Origin of the sequence: Eleftheria terrae (assembly GCF_030419005.1) — a bacterium.
Classification (GTDB): domain Bacteria; phylum Pseudomonadota; class Gammaproteobacteria; order Burkholderiales; family Burkholderiaceae_C; genus Caldimonas; species Caldimonas terrae.
Window position 1 is genome coordinate 2878785 of sequence record NZ_CP106951.1, and the last position, 17381, is coordinate 2896165.

Here is a 17381-nt window from a genome sequence, read left to right on the forward strand (position 1 = left end):
CGATCTCAGAGGGCGGCCACGCTGCCAGCCGCGAACTCGGCCTCGGCAACATCGAAGGGGTTGGACAGCGGCGCGCCCAGGTCGGGCAGCTCGATCTCGAAGCGGTCGCCCGGCTGCAGGTGGATGCCGTCGGCGAAGCTCAATGTGGCGGTGCCGAAGAAATGCAGGTGCACGTCGCCGGGCCGGCGGTGCGGCGCGTACTTGAAGTGGTGGTATTCGAGGTTGGCCAGGGAATGGCACATGTTGGCCTCGCCGGTCAGGAAGGGCCGCTCCCAGACCACCGCGTCGCCACGCAGGATGCGGCTGCGTCCTTCCAGGTGCTGCGGCAGCTCGCCGGTGCGCAGCTCCGGGCCGATGGCGCAGGGCCGCAGCTTGGAATGCGCCAGGTAGAGGTAGTTCTGGCGCTCAGTGACATGGTCCGAGAACTCGTTGCCGATGGCGTAGCCGAGCCGGTGCGGCCGGCCGTCCGGGCCGATCAGGTAGAGCCCGACCAGTTCCGGCTCCTCACCGCCATCCAGTGCGAAGGCAGGTGAGACCAGCGGTGCACCCGGCGCCACCACGATGCTGCCGTCGCCCTTGTAGAACCACTCCGGCTGCACGCCAGCCTGGCCTGGCTGCGGCCGCCCACCCTCGATGCCCCACTTGAAGACCCGCATGGAGTCCGACAGGGTGGCCTCGTCGTCGGCCACCTTCTGGTGCATGGCATCGCGGGCAGCGGCGCTGCCGAGGTGGGTCAGGCCGGTGCCGGTGACGTGGCAATGGGCCGGGTCCGGATGGGTCAGGGGCGGCAGCAGGCGGCGCCCGTGCAACAGGTCGGCATAGGACAGCCGGGCGGCTGCCAGTGTGCCGGTGGCTACCGACTCCAGCGACTCGCCGCGCTCGATGGCGGCCAGCGCCAGGGCATAGGTCGAGGTGTAGCCCTGCAGCGGGCGGACGGTGGCACCGTCCTTGTCGACGACCCCGACGGCGGCCTGGCCGGCGGCATCGAGAAACTGGATCAGTCGCATCGTGTCTCCATCGAAGGCAGCGGCTGCGGCGGGCGCCGGCGGCTGCGAATTGTTTGTGTGCTATTGCGCGCTATCCGGGGCGGATGGTACGAAGACGACCGATAACTTTCTAATAGATTTTCCAAGAACACCCATATACGATTTGACATATGACAACCGCGAGCTACACCCACTGGTTCATCCGCGCCCGGCTCAAGACGCGCCAACTGCTGCTGCTGATGGCGCTGGAGGAGGAAGGCAACATCCACCGGGCGGCCCAGGTGCTGAACATGACGCAGCCCGCCGCCTCGAAGCTGCTCAAGGACCTGGAGGACATGCTGGGCGTGTCGCTCTTCGAGCGGCTGCCGCGCGGCATGCGGCCCACCTGGTATGGCGAGACCATGATCCGCCACGCCCGCATGGCGCTGGCCAGCCTGTCGCAGGCGCATGACGAAATCGAGGCCCTGAAGGCCGGCCGCTACGGCCAGGTGAGCGTGGGGGCCATCACGGCCCCCGGCATGACGCTGCTGCCACCCGCGGTCACGCTGGTGAAGCAGGAGCACCCGGACCTGCGGGTGTCATTGCAGATCGAGACCAGCGATGTGCTGATGGAGCGGCTGGCGCAGGGCAAGCTCGACATGGTGGTGGGCCGCCTGTTCGAGCGCCATGACAAGACCGACTTGCGCTACGAAGCGCTGGTGGAGGAACCGGTCTGCGCGGTGGCGCGGCCGGGCCACCCCTTGCAAGGCGTCGCCCGCCTGGGGCTGCGCGACATCGTCGGTGCCGGCTGGATCCTGCCGCCGGCCGGCAGCGTGCTGAGGCACCGCTTCGACCTGATGTTCCAGGAGGAAGGCCTGGAGGCGCCCGGCAACGTCATCGAGACGTCCGCCCTGCTTTTCATGACCCGCATGCTGCAACAGAGCGACCTGGTCGCGGTGGTGGCGACCGACGTCGCGCGCTACTACGCCGAACACGGCCTGGTGACCGTGCTGCCGATCGCCCTGCCGTGCAAGATGGACGCCTTCGGGCTGATCACCCGCACCGACCGGCTGCTGTCGCCAGCCGCCAAGGTCATGCTGCGCGCCCTCAAGAGCACCGCGCTGACCGTCTATGGCGTGCAGCTGAGCGAAGGACAGGAGCGGGCGTGAGCCCGGCGCGCCGGGGCGCCGAGCCCGGCCCGGCCCATCAGCTCCAGCCGGCGTCCACCTTGAACTCCTGTGCGGTGCACATGCGCCCGTCGTCGGAGGCGAGGAACAGCACCATGCGCGCAATGTCTTCCGGCTGCAGCTTGTCGGGCAGGCACTGGTTGCGGGCCAGCTCCTGCTCGCCGGCCGCATCCAGCCACAGCTTGACCTGGCGCTGCGTCATCACCCAGCCGGGCGACACCGTGTTGATGCGGATGCGGTCCTGCCCCAGCGAAGCGGCCAGCCCGCGCGTCAATCCGTTCACCGACGACTTGGCGATGGCATAGCAGGGATAGGCCGCCGCCTTGGTCTGCCAGCCGGTCGAGCCGAGGTTGATCACCGAGCCGCCGCCCAGGCGCCGCATGCCGGGCACCACCGCCTGGATGGCGAAGAAGGCCGGCCGCTCGTTGATCGCCATGCGCTGGTCCCAGTACTCGGGCGTGACCGACTCCAGCGTGTGGCGGTCGTCGCTGGCCACGTTGTTGACCAGCACATGGAAGTCGCCGATGGCCATGGCGGCGTCGTTGATCGCCGCCTGCAGGGCCGCCACGTCGCGCACGTCGCACAGCCGCCACCACACCTTGTGGCCCGCTTCGGCGAGATGGTGAGCCAGGCTGCGGCTGGACGCCTCGTCGATGTCGATGAAGGCCACCCGCGCGCCCTGCTCGGCGAAGGCCAGCACCAGCGCAGCGCCGATGCCGGAGCCCCCTCCGGTGACGAACACTGCGCGGCCGCGCAGGCTGGGAAAGGATGCGTAGTCGGGGGCGGCAAGGGGGGCTCGGCTCACGGCGGGTCTCCTCAATGTTGTGAGTGTCATATCGATTTAGATATCGGTGTAGCGCTTCTTTTTATTTTTCTAATATCAATGTGCCTTGCTAGCATGCCTCGCGTCAAGACCTACAAAGGACGCAGAGGAGACGCATGGACGACGACAACAACCCCGAGCAGAAGAAGCCCTTCCGGCGCAGCCATGCCTGGTTCGGCCGGCAGGATCGCGACGGTTTCGTGCACCGCAGCTGGATCAAGAACCAGGGCTACCCGCACGACCTGCTCGACGGCCGGCCGGTGATCGGCATCTGCAACACCTGGAGCGAGCTGACGCCGTGCAACGGCCACTTCCGCGAGCTGGCCGAGTTCGTCAAGCGCGGCGTCTACGAGGCCGGCGGCTTCCCGCTGGAGTTCCCGGTGATGTCGCTGGGCGAGACGCAGCTGCGGCCCACGGCGATGCTGTTCCGCAACCTGGCGAGCATGGATGTCGAAGAGTCCATCCGCGGCAACCCGATCGACGGCGTGGTGTTGCTGATGGGCTGCGACAAGACCACCCCCTCGCTGCTGATGGGCGCGGCCAGCTGCGACCTGCCGACCATCGGCTTGTCGGGCGGGCCCATGCTGAACGGCAAGTTCCGCGGGCAGGACGTGGGCTCGGGCACCGGCGTGTGGAAGATGTCGGAGATGGTGCGCGCCGGCGAGATGACGATGGAGGAATTCACCGCCGCCGAGAGCTGCATGCACCGCTCCAAGGGCAGCTGCATGACGATGGGTACCGCCTCGACCATGGCCAGCATGGTCGAGGCGCTGGGCGTGTCGCTGCCGGAGAACGCCGCCATCCCGGCCCCCGACACCCGCCGCAACCGCCTGGCCCAGCTCACCGGGCGGCGCATTGTGGAGATGGTGAAGGAAGACCTGCGGCTGTCCAAGATCCTGACGCGCGAAGCCTTCGAGAACGCGATTCGCACCAACGCGGCGATCGGCGGCTCGACCAATGCGGTGATCCACCTGCTGGCCATCGCCGGCCGCATCGGCGTGCCACTGACGCTGGCCGACTGGGACCGCCTGGGCGCCGAGGTGCCCTGCCTGGTGGACCTGCAGCCCTCGGGCCGATTCCTGATGGAGGACTTTTTCTATGCTGGCGGGCTGCCGGCCGTGATGCGCGAGATCCAGCACCTGCTGCATCCGGGCGCGCTCACCGCCAATGGCAAGACCCAGGGCGAGAACATCGCCAATGCGCCCTGCTGGAACCGGGAGGTCATCCGCCCGTTCAACGAGCCCTTCATGCCGGCCGCCGGCATCGCGGTGGTGCGCGGCAACCTCGCGCCCGACGGCGCGGTGATCAAGCCGTCAGCAGCCTCGCCCCACCTGCTGAAGCACCGCGGCCGCGCGGTGGTGTTCGAAACCATCGAGGAATTCCACAAGCGCATCGACGATCCCGAGCTGGACGTGGACGAGACCTGCGTGCTGGTGCTGAAGAACTGCGGCCCGCGCGGCTACCCCGGCATGGCCGAGGTCGGCAACATGCCGCTGCCGCCCAAGGTGCTGAAGAAGGGCATCACCGACATGGTTCGCATCTCCGACGCCCGCATGAGCGGTACCGCCTACGGCACGGTGGTGTTGCACACCTCGCCCGAGGCAGCCGCCGGCGGCCCGCTGGCGCTGGTGCGTGAAGGCGACATCATCGAGCTGGACGTGGCGGCCCGTCGCCTGCACCTCGAGGTGAGCGACGAGGAACTGGCTCGCCGCCGCGCCGACTGGCAGCCGCCGACACCGCCATCACGCGGCTGGTACAAACTCTATGTGGACCATGTGCAACAGGCGCACCTGGGCGCCGACCTCGATTTCCTGGTCGGTTGCAGCGGCGCGGGCATTCCGCGTGACTCGCATTGAGGACAGGACAGGCATGAGTGAACACAGCGCTGCGGCCCCGCGGCTGCTCGGACCGGTGAACGAAGTCTGGCGCGCCGGCGCCACCTTGGGCGAAGGCTGCTGCTGGTCGCCGTCGCGGCAGGCGCTCTACTGGGTGGACATCCTCGAGCAGCGGCTGATGCGCTACACGCCGGCCACCGGGCAGCGGGAACACTGGTCGCTGCCGGACACCGTCTCGGCGGTGGCCGAGCGCCGCGACGGCCCCGGCCTGATCGTCACGCTGCGACGTGGCTTCGCCTTCTTCGATCCCGACGCCCCGGGCGGGCGGCTGCAACGGCTGCACGAGCCGGACGGCGAGCCGCCGGGCAACCGCTTCAACGACGGCAAGTGCGACGCCCAGGGCCACTTCTGGGGCGCGACCATGGACTTCGACGCCTCGGCTCCCACCGGCGTGCTCTACCGCTTCGACAGCCAGCAGCGCTGCAGCAGGATGTTCGATGCCCGCTTTCCCGTCACCAACGGCCCCACCTGGTCGCCCGACGGCCGCACCCTGTACTTCAACGACACCGCGCGGCGCGACACCTATGCCTTCGACGTCGATCCCGTCAGCGGCACGCTGTCGGGCCAGCGCCACTGGAACCGCTTCAGCGAGCAGGAAGGCCATCCCGATGGCATGACGACCGACGCACAGGGCCGGCTGTGGATGGCGCACTGGGGCGGCAGTCGCGTGACCTGCCGCGACCCGCTCACCGCCCGGGAACTGGCGCGGGTCGAACTGCCGACCGCGCATATCACCAACGTCGCCTTCGGCGGGCCGACGCTGAGCACGCTCTTCATCACCAGCGCCCGCTTCGGCCTCAGCGATTCGCAACTGGCCGCCCAGGTGCAGGCCGGCTCGCTGTTCAGCGTCGAGACCGATGCCACCGGCCTGGCAGCCCACCGGTACGCCGGCTGACGCCCGGCCGCCTCAACGCTTGGGCCGCGAGGAAGCGGGCGCCGCCGCGGCCGAGGCCGGCAGCGGGCGCAGCATCGATGCCACGGTGTTGCGCAGGTCCAGGGAACGCTCGTGCACCAGGCCCAGCTCGCGGCGCCACTGCTCCACCGGCCGGGCCCAGTCGTCCTCGAAGCGCTGGGCCAGCAGCGGCTGCGCGGCAAAGCCGAGCAGCCAGCCCTTGGCGATCTGGCTCAAGGTGCGCGGCAGCTCGGCGGGCCGGGCCAGCGTTCGCAGCAGGCCCAGCGCCAGCAGCGCAATGCTGAACGGGCGGCGCGTCTGCGCCGCCCAGAAGGCCTGCAGTCCCAGCGCACCGGCCACTTCATTGCCGGCAAAGCCGGTCAGCACATGGGCCACCTCGTGCAGTTGGCGCACCCGCCCGGCGAGGTAGTCGTCCTCGCCGGCCTGGGCGGCGTCAGGCTCCAGCGGCTCGCGCCAGCCGGCCTCCGACGCGGGCGACGCCAGCACCGCCACGGCCACTTCATGCCCGAGTGACCCGGGCGGCTGGCACAACAGCGCGCCCGGGGGACTGCTGCCGCCGGTGTAGCGCTGGCGGCACAACTCGGCCACGCGCGGGTCGGACAGCATGTACTGCACCGCGTCTCGGTGCGCCCGGCCGCTGCGCACGGCCCGCGAGAGCGCGGACAGGGCGGGGACCGAGAATGGCCGCCGCCAGCACTTGAACAACGCCACGGCCCACAGGCGGGCCCGGTTCAGGCGCGCCGACAATGGCAGCACGGCTGGGCGTGACAACGGGTGCGCGACTCGCATCTGGCTTCCCCCTCGGCTTGGCGCCGGCGGCACGGAAGATGCCGCGCACGACGCGCCTGTGACGGGCAAGCGTAGTGGCCGGCAGGACGGGAAGAAACCTGTCAAGGTGAACAAGCGTGTGCGCCGCCGGGGGCCGCGCCCCCTTCCGCCCGCCATTTGCAGCATCGCCCGATGCTCCTCTCAGCCACCGACGAGAGGCCGACGTCGAGGTGGCAGCGGGTGACGCCAGCGACACCTTCGATGCCGCAGCGGCCATCGCGAGCAGCCGGGCGCGCAGGGCGCCGGACCGCCGCCGGAAGACCGTTGCGTACCGGCCCGCGGCAGGCCCGTCATGGCGGACGACCCCCGTGCCGCTCGCCTGCCGCCCACCTCGGCCTGCGGGTGGCTAGGATCGGCCCCCCGCCCGGGCTTGCGGCTGCGCCGCCCGTGCGCGGGCCTGCCGGTCGATCACGCCCAGCAACTCGTCGAGTTGCACCGGCTTGGTCAGGTATTGCTCGAATCCGGCGTCCAGGGCTGCCTGGCGCTGCGCCGGCAAGGCGTCGCCCGACAAGCCGACGCACGGCACTGCGGCCAGCGCCGGATCCGCCGCCAGCCGGCGGCGCAGCTCGATGCCATGCATGTCGCCCAGCTGCATGTCCACCAGCAGCAGGTCGGGCCGCTCGTGGGCGAGCAGCTCCAGCGCCTTGGCGCCGCTGCGGGCGATCAGCAAGCGGACCGAGGGCCGCAAGGCCAGCATGCCCTGCACCACCGTGACGTTGACATCATCGTCCTCGACATACAGCACGGTCAGGCCGAGATCACTGGCGGGCGGCTCCGGCGGTGCCGCCATCGGCGGTGCACCGCCTGCCTCGCCAGCGCGGCAGGCCGGCAGCACCAGCGTGAAGCAGGCGCCGTGGCCGACTTCGCTGCTCACCTCGATGTGCCCACCCATCATGTCCACCAGGCGCCGCGACAGGGCCAGGCCCAGGCCGGTTCCCGGGATCTCCGACCGCTGCGCCCCGAGCCGCTCGAAAGGCTGGAAGAGCTTGCCGATCTGCTCCGCCCGCAAACCCACGCCCGTGTCCGCCACCGACACCGCCCGTTGCTGCGCTCCCCGCGACTGGGCCGCCACCGTGACGCTGCCGCCGCGCCGGTTGTACTTGATCGCGTTGGTGAGCAGGTTCACCATCACCTGACGCAGCCGCAGCGGATCGGCCATCACCGCATCGCGCGAGGGGCCGACTCGGTCGATCAGCGTCACACCGGCGGCCTGCGCCTGGCTGCGCACCAGGTCGAGCGCCTCGGACAACACCTCGCCGAGCATCACCGGCTGGCGCGCCATCGGCACCCGGCCGCCCTCGATGGCCGACAGGTCGAGCAGGTCGCTCACCATCGCCACCAGGTGGGCCCCGGCGCGCTGGATCTGCTGCACGCGTTCGAGCTGGCTCGGCGTCAGCAGGCTCGACGGGTCGCGCTCCAGCAGCTGTGCAAACCCGAGGATGGCATTCAGCGGCGTACGCAGTTCGTGGCTCATGCGGGCCATGAACTCGTCCTTCACGCTGGCCAGCCGGCTCGCGGTGGCGGCGGTGACGCGGTCCTCCTCGCCGCGCTTGCGCTCGCTGATGTCGAGGTTGGTGCCGGTGATGCGCAAGGGGCGGCCTGCGGCGTCGCGCGCCACCACCCGGCCACGGTCGAGCAGCCAGAGCCAGTGGCCATCGCGGGTGCGCACCCGGTACTCGGCGGAATAGGCCGGCTGCCGTCCCTCCAGGTGCGCCTGCAGCGCCGCCAGCACCGCCGGCCGGTCCTCGGGATGGATCAGGCTTTTCCAGAACGACACCTCGGACTTCGCTTCATCGGCCCGGTAGCCGCGCATCTCCAGCCAGCGCTGGTTCCACACCAGGGTGTCGTTTGCCAGATCCCAGTCCCACAGCGCCAGGTCGGCACCGGCCAGTGCCAGCTCGAGGCGCTCTTCACTGCTGCGCAGCGCTTCGTTGGCCAGCGCCAGTTCGGCCGTGCGCTCGGCCACCCGCGCTTCCAGGCGTTCGCGTGCGGCGCTCTGCAACTGCAGCAGCCGGAACACCAGCACGCTGATGAGCCCACCGGCCAGCGCGACGAGCAGCGGCTGCGCCAGGCCGAGGGCGCCGTTGCGCTCTTGGAACTCGAAGCGCCACAGCCGCCCGCCCACCGGAACGTCGATCACATGGACCAGGGCCGCCTCGCTGCGCCGCGGCACCGGCCGGCGGGCTGAGGTGTCGTAGAGCAGGTTGCCGGGCGTCGGTGCCGCCACCGCCTGGCCGGCCCAACCCAGGTCGTTGAGGCGGAAGTCCAGGTGTTCGAGCTGCGCATCGGGCAGCAGCGCGGTGATGAAGTCCTCCATGTGCAAGGCGACGGTGGCCAGGCCGATGAAAGCCGCCCGGCGCTGCGCCACCGTGTCGCGCGGCATGCCGGCCCGGTAGACCGGCGCCCGCAGCACATAGCCGGCCTGCGGCCCGGTCTGCACCAGCTGCAGGCGCCCGGAGCCGATCATCGTCCCGGCGTCGCGGGCCCGCTCCAGCGCCTCGCGCCGCGCCGTCGTGGCGGCCGCATCGAAGCCGAAGGCCACCTGGTTGCCCGCCATGGGCTCGATGTAGTGCGTCACGTAGTAGTCGGGCCGCGTGCCGGGCGGCCGCACCACGAAGCCCGGGTTCCCGCCAGGCAGGAGGCTGCGGTCGCTCCGCACCGCGGCTTCGAAGGCGTCCTTCTGCGCGTGCGGCACATGGCGCACGAACTGCAGCGACAGGAAGCCGGGATAGCGCCGCGGCAGTTCCAGGTGGTCGTAGTAGTCCCGGAACTCGGCGGCGGAGACGGTCCCTGCACGTGCGGCGAACAGCCCGCGCACCCCTTGCAGCACTTCGGCCCAGCGGCCCACCCGCTGCTCCACGATGCCGGCGACGATGCGGGCCCGCTCCCGCAGGTCGTGCTGCGCTGCCCGCTCCTGCAGCCGGACCGCCAGCAGGGCGGCCGCCGCGCTGAGCAGCAGCCCAGCCACCAGCACCACCCAGGCCCGCAGGCGGCGACCGGTGCCCCGGCCGGCCGCCCGCTGTTGCGCCGCCGGATCGCCGGATGGGCGGGGAATCAACCGAGTCGGAGCCGGGGGAGACTGCGTGGCCACACTGACAATCGGAGAAGAAGACCGCACGGATGAGCAGGTTGCGCTGCAGCTTACAGCCGTTGCCAGGCCCCGTGAAGCCGCGCGGCCATTGCCCGCTGCCCGCGGCCTGCGGGGCACCCGATCGCCGCGGCGCCGCAGCCCGTCGAAAACTCTGACAGGTGATGGAGCACAGGGCAAGCACGTATAACTCCCGCTCGGAATGCACCGTGCCCGAGCACACCCCGCCCGGCCTCCGGCATCGACACCGCCTGCCCCGCGACCCGCCGCGCCGGCCGGGGCTCCTGGCACCGGGAGTCGCATTGCATCGCATCGCAACCGCTGTCGCCCCATCCCAGTCGCAAGCAAGTCCCATCGCTTCCGCCGCCTTCATGAACACGACACACCGGGCGCCGACGCTCAGCGCTTCCCGTGCCCGGCAGTGGCCCTGGCGCTCACTCAGGAGGAAACCGCCGATGGATCCGAGCTCCGCGCGCCCCGGCCTGGCCAGCTGGCCGGGCCGGCCCCACCAGGCTGTCGCCGTGCCGCCCGGCGGCACTGTCCGGTCCCTCTGTGCGCGTCACCGGCGCCGCCCGCCGGCAGCGGTGCCGCCTACCAGGGGCCGGCGCCTGCAACAGCACATCGCATGCCGGCTGGCTTCGGCATGGGTCGCGCCGCGGCTTGCACGGCCGATGCTGCCCGCGCCTGCCGGGCACCTGTGGCGGTGAAGACGCCGCCCGCCCGGGTCGATGGTCCTTCCCTGCTGGCGTCGCGAGGTCATCCAATGGCAATCCTGCGTTCCCTGTCTGCGACGGCGCTGCTGAGTGCCGCCGCCACCATGGCCCAGACGGGGCCGGCCGCCAGCGTCGACCTCGACAATGGCGCCGAACCCTATCCCATGGTGCTCACACCGGCGCGGCTGCGGCAGCCACTGCAGGACGTGCCGGCCAGCGTCACGGTGCTGACGGCTGAAACGCTGTGGAGCTTCGGCATCACCAGCCTGCCGGAGGCCTTGCGCCTGGTGCCCGGCATGGCCATCACCCAGACCAGCGGGCCCGACTTCCGCATCAACTACCACGGCACCAATCTGCTCTCGCCGCGGCGCATGAACGTGCTGGTCGACGGCGTGTCGGTGTACCAGCCGCTGTTCTCGCGGGTGGACTGGAAGAACCTGCCCGTCACCCTGCTCGACATCGACCGCATCGAGGTCACGCGTGGCCCGAACTCGGCGGCCTACGGCCCCAACTCGATGCTGGCCATCGTGAACATCATCACCAAGCATCCGCGCGATGTCGACCGAGCCACCCTGTCCACCACCCTCGGCACGCGCGGCACGGTGGACGTGACGGCGCGCCTGGCCGCCACCCTCGGCCCGACCGCGCTGCGGCTCACGCTGTCCCAGGAAGGCGACCGCGGCTACGACCACCTCTCTCGCATCAGCGGTGGCGGCCACGACAGCACCCGGCTGCAGCGCATCAACCTGCGCAGCCAGACGCTGCTGTCGGCCTCGACCCGGCTCGACGTCGATGCCGGTTATGTCGGCGGCACCAAGGAAGTGCCCTTCGTCGAGTCCTACCAGCGCAGCTTCCCGGACCAGAAGGTGCGGGACCATTTCGTGTCTGCGAGCATCACCCACAGCCCGGAGCCGGCCCACGAGGTGCAGGTGCTGGCCTCGTACTGGCGCGACCGGGTGCGCCAGCCGTGGTTCACCTGCATGCCGACGGCCTTCGTGCTGCCCGAGATGTACACGCTCTGGCGGGCCAATCCAGGCTATGCCCGGTCCATCCTGGCCGGCCGGCGCCCGACCGGCGGCACCCCGCAGGACGACCTGCTGGCGATGCAGGCCCTGCAGGCCATCGCCCGGCTGGGGCCGGGCGGCGCCATGGCACCGACCTGCGGCACGCCCAACCACAACCTGAGCGAAAGCCGCTTCGACATCGAGTTGCAGGACACCTACGTCTTCTCTGACCGGCTGCGCACCGTCGCCGGCCTGGGTGCCCGCCAGCATCGCGGGCACAGCGAGACCTTCATGGGCCGGTCGGTGCGCAATTCCGGTGGCCGTGCGTTCGGCAATGCCGAGTTCAAGCCGACCGACTGGCTCACGGTCAATGCCGGCGCGTATGTCGAGCGGGACCAGACCAGCGGCACCACCGTTTCGCCGCGCTTCGCCGCCAACTTTCGCCTGTCGCCGGCACAGACCCTGCGCCTGGTCTGGTCACGCGGCTCCCGCACGCCGGATGTGCACGAGCAGCGCACCGAGTGGGTCTACAGCCTGCACGACGCCCAGCCGCCGCTGAACGGCTCGTCGCATGTCCGCTTTTTTCAGAGCGCCCACAGCACCGGCGGGCTGCGCAGCGAGCGCATCACCTCCCGGGAAATCGGCTACCTGCTCAACCTGCCCGCAAGCGGCCTGCTGCTCGACGCCAAGCTGTTCGACGACCGCCTGAGCGACTTGATCTCCGAGAAGCTGCAGGTGTCGGACTTCCGGCCGTCGAACGACAACGCGGTCCGCCTGAGCGGCGTCGAGCTGCAGCTCAACCTGGACCTGACGCCACAGTGGTCGGCCTTTGCCCACTACTCCTACCTGCGCAACCACGCCGCCACCACCGTGCTGGAGCGCAGCCAGTACTCGCGCCACAGCGGCGCCGCCGGGCTGTCGCATGCCTTTGGTGGTGGCTGGTCGGCATCGCTGGCGTACTACGGCGCCTCCGCCGAGGCGCCGGGACAACGGCATTTCGGCCGCGAGGACCTGGCCGTGCACAAGCGTTTGCAGCATGACGGCCTGCGGGGCCGCGGCTCGTTGATCGTGCGCCGCCTGGACAACAAGACCGTCGGCTACTTCCGCGACGTCGGCAGCTGGCCTCAGAGCGAGTACCACCACCGCCTGCAGTGGCTGGGGCAGCTCGAGCTGAACTTCTGAGCCGGTCGAAAGGTGCCGCGGTACAGGTGGGCGCGGCCCCCTCACCTGGCGGCCGGCGCGCTGGCTCAGCTGGCCCTGCGGCCGGCGTCTCCCAATGCCAAGGCAGCGCCGGCACAGCCACCGGGCAGGCAATCGAGGGACAACAGCGACGACGTCGCGACCGCCTCGCGCGCCTGTTGCAGAGCGCGGTTCAGGTCCGCCAGTTCAAGCGGCTTGGAAAGGAAGTCGTCGAAGCCGGCTTCCAGGCAGCGCAGCCGGTCGTGCGGGCCACCGCGCCCGGTCAGGCAGACCGACACGGCGGGCCCCAGCCCGTCGGCGGCCTTCAGCCGTCGCAGCACCTCGCAACCGTCGAAGCCGGGCAGGTCGAGGTCGATGAAGGCCAGCTGCGGGGGAACGAGCACCGCCACGTCGACCGCGGTCGGCCCGTCATAGGCCACCACCGTCTTGCACTCAAGCAGCTGCAGCAGGCAGCTGAGAGAGACGGCGGCGTCGACGTTGTCATCCACCACCAGCACGACCAGTGCCTCGGTGCGACCTTCTTCCCTGCTGAGTGGCAACATGCGCGACTCCCCTGTGTCCCGTGACGCAAGCCGCACCGTCGTGCGGTGCGACGGCCCCCGGCACGTCGGCTGCGCCACGGCGGCAAAGCGGCTCACGTGCCCGTCGCCGCCCGCCAAGGGCCGGCAGCCTCCCCTCAAGGAGCAAGGCCCGCTCCATGCGCTGCGCAATGCCGGCCGCCACGTGCTGTTCTTTCGGGCGACCTGGCATTGCCGGCCCCGGACACGCGGCAAGGCAGCAGCAGCAGGCGCGAGATGCGTTGCCCCGTACCGCCGGAGCCCGGCGGGCCCCCTGTCGCCTTGAGGAAGGGGGTGAGCGTAGATTTGTGCATGGTTTCTCGCTGCTGAGCTACCGGCCGATATGCCAGTGAACAGCACTGGCGGGTTCCATACCATAGCAACTGACACCTGCAGCCGCCAGCATGACCTGTCGTATCTAACAAGTAGGGAGTCCCCCAGCGAGCGGCTTCGTGCTGTACAAGAACCCACCCCGAAGGTCCACCAAGGACAAAGGATCAGTCATGGCGACAGACGGAATCAAAGTGCTGATCGCGGACGACCATCCGCTGATTGTCGAAGGCCTGGTCAGCGCCCTCAAGCGCGAGCACATCGACTGTGTGGCGCAGGCATGCGAGGCGGCCGACGTACTGCCTGCCTTCGAGGCCGGCCCGCCGGACGTGGTGATCGTTCTGGACATCCGCTTCGGCGAGGGCCAGGCATCGGGGCTCGACGTTGCACGCGCATTGCTCGAACGCCACCCGAAGGCACGCATCGTCTTCTATTCCCAGTTCGACCAGGACGAACTCGTCAGGGAAGCCTACCGGCTCGGCGGGCTCTCCTTCGTCACGAAAAACGCGCCGGTGGACGTGCTCGCCGCAGCCATCCGGCATGCGCACGAAGGCCGGCTCTACTTCGCCACGCAGATTGCGCAGCGGCTGGCGCTGCTCAATGTGCGAGGCGACGAATCGCCGCAGTCGAAGCTCGACGCCCGCGAGCTCGAGGTCTTCAAGCGCATGGCCCTGGGCATGACGAACCTCGAGATCGCCGAGGCGATGAGCCTGTCACCGAAGACCATCAGCAATGTGAGCCAGTCGATCAAGGAACAACTTGGCGTGCATCGGCCGGCCGAGATCACTCGGCTGGCGGTGCGGCACCTGCTGATCTCGCCCTGAACGAGTCGCCGGCGGACCGGTCGGCCGCAGGGCGCGCCGGCCTCGGCAAGGCCATGCCTGCGTGGGCCACCGCAGGGCATCAGAACGGTCGCGACAACTGGCCGGTGCCTCCCGAGCCGATCGGCAGCCATGCGACAGGGGAGGCGGGGGAGTGCTGCAGTTGATGCATGGTCGATCGCTCCGGAACTACCGTTCGATTTGCCAGTACACCGCACCTGGCACCTCCATACGATAGCAATCATCGTGACCACTCGCCAGCCAGCCCTGTCACCTTCAACAAGTGCGAATCAGGGAAGAACAGCGCGTCGTGTTGTAGAAAACGCGATTCCGGCGCAGCGCCGGGAAGGAGGGCTGAAGCATGAGGAGACGGTGGCACCAGGTGGGCAGCCGCCGGTGCCGGACCGGGACGCTTGGGGGAGTGGCATCGCTGCACTGCGCCTGCCCGCCGGGAAGCGCGATGGCACCCCACGGCACACCGGCCCGGCCGGCAGGGCGGCCGTGGTGGCGCGCATGAGCCGCGGCGCCCGCCATCGCCGCTGTCGGGCGCAGGGTCGCCGTCGTGCCGGTGGCTGAGATGAACGACATCGCCGCGCGATCGCCCTCGGTCCGCAAGCTGGCTGCCGCCGGCTCGCTGCTGCTGGCTGCATGCGGGCTGGTGCTGGGGGCGGTGGGGCACCCTGCGCATGAGCTGCGGGTGCTCGCGCTCGGGGAAGGTGCCGCGGTGCGCGAGGTGCTCGACACCTTCCGGCAGCACTATCCCGGGCTGCCGCACAGCAGCGACGCCCGCGTGCTTTCGCAGCGTGCCGGGCCGGGTGTCTACCTCGCGGTGGGCCCGGCCGCACTGCAGGCGGCCCTGGAGGCCGACCTGCAGCCGGTGGTCTCGCTCTTCGCGTCGGGCCAGACCTACCAGCAGGTGCTGGCCGCCGCGGACCCGGAACGCCGCTCCGCGGTCACCGCCATCTACGCCGAAGCATCGCCGCAAGCCCAGCTGGAGGTGATTGCCGCGCTGTACCAGCGACGGGTCACCGTGGGCGTGCTGCTGTCGGAGCTGACCGCGCGCCTCGAACCCGGGCTGCGCCGCGCCGCCAGCCGGCTCGGGCTGAACCTGGCCGTGCACCGGGTGGCGGCGGGCGACAACGTGGTGCGCGAACTGAACGCCCTGTCGTCGGCGACAGTGATCCTTGCCTTGCCGGACAGCAGCCTCTACAGCAAGGACAACCTGGGACTGCTGCTCGAGTCCAGCTACCGGCGGCGCCAGCCCATCGTGGGCTTCTCGCCGGCGCTCGTGCACGCCGGCACGCTGGCCAGCGCCTATGCCTCGGTGGAAGACATCGCGGCCCACCTCGACGAGGTGCTGCCCCAGCTGGAGGCCGGGCGCCTGCCGGAGCCACAGTACCCGATGTACTGGCGCGTGGCCATCAACGAACATGTGGCCCGCTCGCTGTCCATCACGGTGAGCGACGCGGTGCGCGAGATGGGCAACCGGCCGCCGGGGAGGCCCCGGTGAGGCCGCCTCGCCGCAGCCCCAGCATCACCACCCTGATGCTGTGCGTGGCCATCCTCCCTGCCCTGGTGATGTGGCTGGTGGTGAGCGCGACCATCTACGGCTCGCAGCTGAAGGACATCCGCGCCGACATCGACGAGCGGGGCCGCCTGCTGGCAGCCACGCTGGCCGAGGCCAGCCGCTATGCCGTCGTGTCGGGCAACAGCGCGGCACTGGCCGGCACGCTGCAGGGCCTGCTCGCCTCGGAACCCAGCATCGCGCGGATCGAGGTGCTCGGCCCCACCCGGCAACGGCTGGCCGGCGCGCAGTCGGCCGCCGAGGCGGGCGAAGCGATGCCGTTCGAGCACCCCATCCGCGCGCAAGCCATCGATGTCGACTTGTTCGACGATCCGGCACGGCCCCATGTCGCCGGCCCGCCGCGTGACCTGCGCGCATCGCCCGGCGAAGTGCTGGGCCATGTGCGGGTGCTGATGTCGCCGCAGCGGCTGGTGGATGCGAAGCGCCGCAACCTGTATTTCGCCGGTGGCGTGACCCTGGCTGCGGCCCTGGGCAGCGGCCTGCTGGGGCTGTTGCTGGCGCGCATGATCCATGGGCCGCTGGCGGCCATCATGGCCGCGGTGCGCGACATCCGGCAGGGCCGCTACCAGGTGCGCCTGGGCAGCGGCCGGGGCGGCGAGCTGGGCGAGCTGCAGGACGCCATGGCGGAGATGGCCGGCGAGCTGGCCGCCGCCCGCCAGGAGCTGGAAGAAAAAGTGGCCCATCGCACCGCGGCGCTGCAAGCCGCCGTGCAGGCAGCCCGGGCGGCGGAGGAGGAAAAACGCCGCCTCATCGCGCATGGCAATGCGCTGGTGGAGGAAGAACGCCGGCGCATCGCGGTGGAGATCCACGACCAGCTCAATGCCTCGCTGATCTCGGTGCGGCTGGGTGCGGCCGCCCTCAGCGCGCGTGGCGGCCCGCCGGTGGCCCAGGACGAACTGGAGCGCATTGCGCAGCGCATCACCCGCACCACCGACCAGCTCTACGACAGTGCCCGGCGCATCGTCAAACGGCTGCGCCCGGAGGTGCTGGACACCCTGGGCTTCTGCGGTGCGGTGGCCGAAGCGGTGCGCGACTACGACACGCTGCATCCCGAATGCCGCTTCACGCTGAAGGTCGACGAGCGCTTTCCCGGCCTGCCCGGCACGCTGGCCATCAATGCCTACCGGGTGGTGCAGGAAGCGCTGTCGAACGTGGTCAAGCATGCGAACGCCACGCGGGTCGAGGTCGGGCTGGGCGTGGACGAGGTGCGGCGCGAGATCCAGATCACCGTCTACGACAACGGTTGCGGCCTGCCCACCGAGCCGGCCCGCGGTGCCGGCCTCGGGCTGGTGGGCATGCGCGAGCGGGCCTGGGCGGCCGGCGGCGTGCTGCGCATTGCGGCCCTGCCCTCACAAGGCACCCGCATCGAGCTGCGGGTGCCCTGGCCTCGTCCGTGAGGGCCGGCGCAGCGAGGCAGGGCCTTGCGGCACACGCCTGCCGGCCCCGAGGCCGGGGCGCCTCGGCCGTGGTGG

Annotated in this window: 12 protein-coding genes; 7 read left to right on the top strand and 5 right to left on the bottom strand. The window is 70.4% G+C overall.

What is annotated here, in order from left to right; genetic code table 11:
- Positions 1 to 5: 5 nt before the first annotated feature.
- A complete protein-coding gene (gene araD1, locus N7L95_RS12700) occupies positions 6 to 1007 on the bottom strand; it encodes an AraD1 family protein (protein ID WP_301255613.1) in 1002 nt (333 codons plus the stop codon).
- Between the two features lie 149 nt (positions 1008 to 1156).
- Here araD1 and N7L95_RS12705 point away from each other — a divergent pair, with 149 nt between their 5' ends.
- Positions 1157 to 2134 (top strand): LysR family transcriptional regulator, encoded by a 978-nt coding sequence (locus N7L95_RS12705; RefSeq protein WP_301255614.1) that lies wholly within the window; start codon positions 1157 to 1159, stop codon positions 2132 to 2134.
- Between the two features lie 37 nt (positions 2135 to 2171).
- Here the strand turns inward: N7L95_RS12705 and N7L95_RS12710 are convergent, their stop codons facing one another.
- Positions 2172 to 2957, bottom strand: coding sequence for an SDR family NAD(P)-dependent oxidoreductase (locus N7L95_RS12710; RefSeq protein WP_301255615.1), 786 nt, complete (start codon positions 2955 to 2957; stop codon positions 2172 to 2174).
- A gap of 134 nt (positions 2958 to 3091) precedes the next feature.
- Here N7L95_RS12710 and N7L95_RS12715 point away from each other — a divergent pair, with 134 nt between their 5' ends.
- Positions 3092 to 4831: an IlvD/Edd family dehydratase gene (locus N7L95_RS12715; protein ID WP_301255616.1), complete on the top strand. Its 1740-nt coding sequence runs from the start codon at positions 3092 to 3094 to the stop codon at positions 4829 to 4831.
- 13 nt (positions 4832 to 4844) lie between these two features.
- Entirely contained in the window at positions 4845 to 5765 is a 921-nt protein-coding gene (locus N7L95_RS12720; protein ID WP_301255617.1) for an SMP-30/gluconolactonase/LRE family protein, read from the top strand.
- A gap of 12 nt (positions 5766 to 5777) precedes the next feature.
- Here N7L95_RS12720 and N7L95_RS12725 read toward each other — a convergent pair whose 3' ends face one another.
- Positions 5778 to 6572, bottom strand: a complete 795-nt coding sequence (locus N7L95_RS12725) for a Coq4 family protein (RefSeq protein WP_301255618.1) — start codon at positions 6570 to 6572, stop codon at positions 5778 to 5780.
- Positions 6573 to 6957: 385 nt separating this feature from the next.
- On the bottom strand, positions 6958 to 9669 hold the full coding sequence (locus N7L95_RS12730; RefSeq protein WP_301255619.1) for a CHASE domain-containing protein: 2712 nt from the start codon (positions 9667 to 9669) through the stop codon (positions 6958 to 6960).
- A gap of 793 nt (positions 9670 to 10462) precedes the next feature.
- Between N7L95_RS12730 and N7L95_RS12735 the strand changes: the two genes are divergently transcribed.
- Positions 10463 to 12598: a TonB-dependent receptor plug domain-containing protein gene (locus tag N7L95_RS12735; protein ID WP_301255620.1), complete on the top strand. Its 2136-nt coding sequence runs from the start codon at positions 10463 to 10465 to the stop codon at positions 12596 to 12598.
- 65 nt (positions 12599 to 12663) lie between these two features.
- Here the strand turns inward: N7L95_RS12735 and N7L95_RS12740 are convergent, their stop codons facing one another.
- On the bottom strand, positions 12664 to 13158 hold the full coding sequence (locus tag N7L95_RS12740) for a response regulator (RefSeq protein WP_301255621.1): 495 nt from the start codon (positions 13156 to 13158) through the stop codon (positions 12664 to 12666).
- A gap of 518 nt (positions 13159 to 13676) precedes the next feature.
- Here N7L95_RS12740 and N7L95_RS12745 point away from each other — a divergent pair.
- From N7L95_RS12745 to N7L95_RS12755, 3 genes are all read left to right on the top strand, one after another.
- Positions 13677 to 14327: a response regulator transcription factor gene (locus tag N7L95_RS12745; protein WP_301255622.1), complete on the top strand. Its 651-nt coding sequence runs from the start codon at positions 13677 to 13679 to the stop codon at positions 14325 to 14327.
- 574 nt (positions 14328 to 14901) lie between these two features.
- Entirely contained in the window at positions 14902 to 15834 is a 933-nt protein-coding gene (locus N7L95_RS12750) for a type 1 periplasmic-binding domain-containing protein (protein ID WP_301255623.1), read from the top strand.
- Complete coding sequence (locus tag N7L95_RS12755; RefSeq protein ID WP_301255624.1) at positions 15831 to 17306, top strand: sensor histidine kinase; 1476 nt, start codon at positions 15831 to 15833, stop codon at positions 17304 to 17306. The genes N7L95_RS12750 and N7L95_RS12755 overlap by 4 nt, the downstream gene beginning before the upstream one ends.
- Positions 17307 to 17381: the final 75 nt, after the last annotated feature.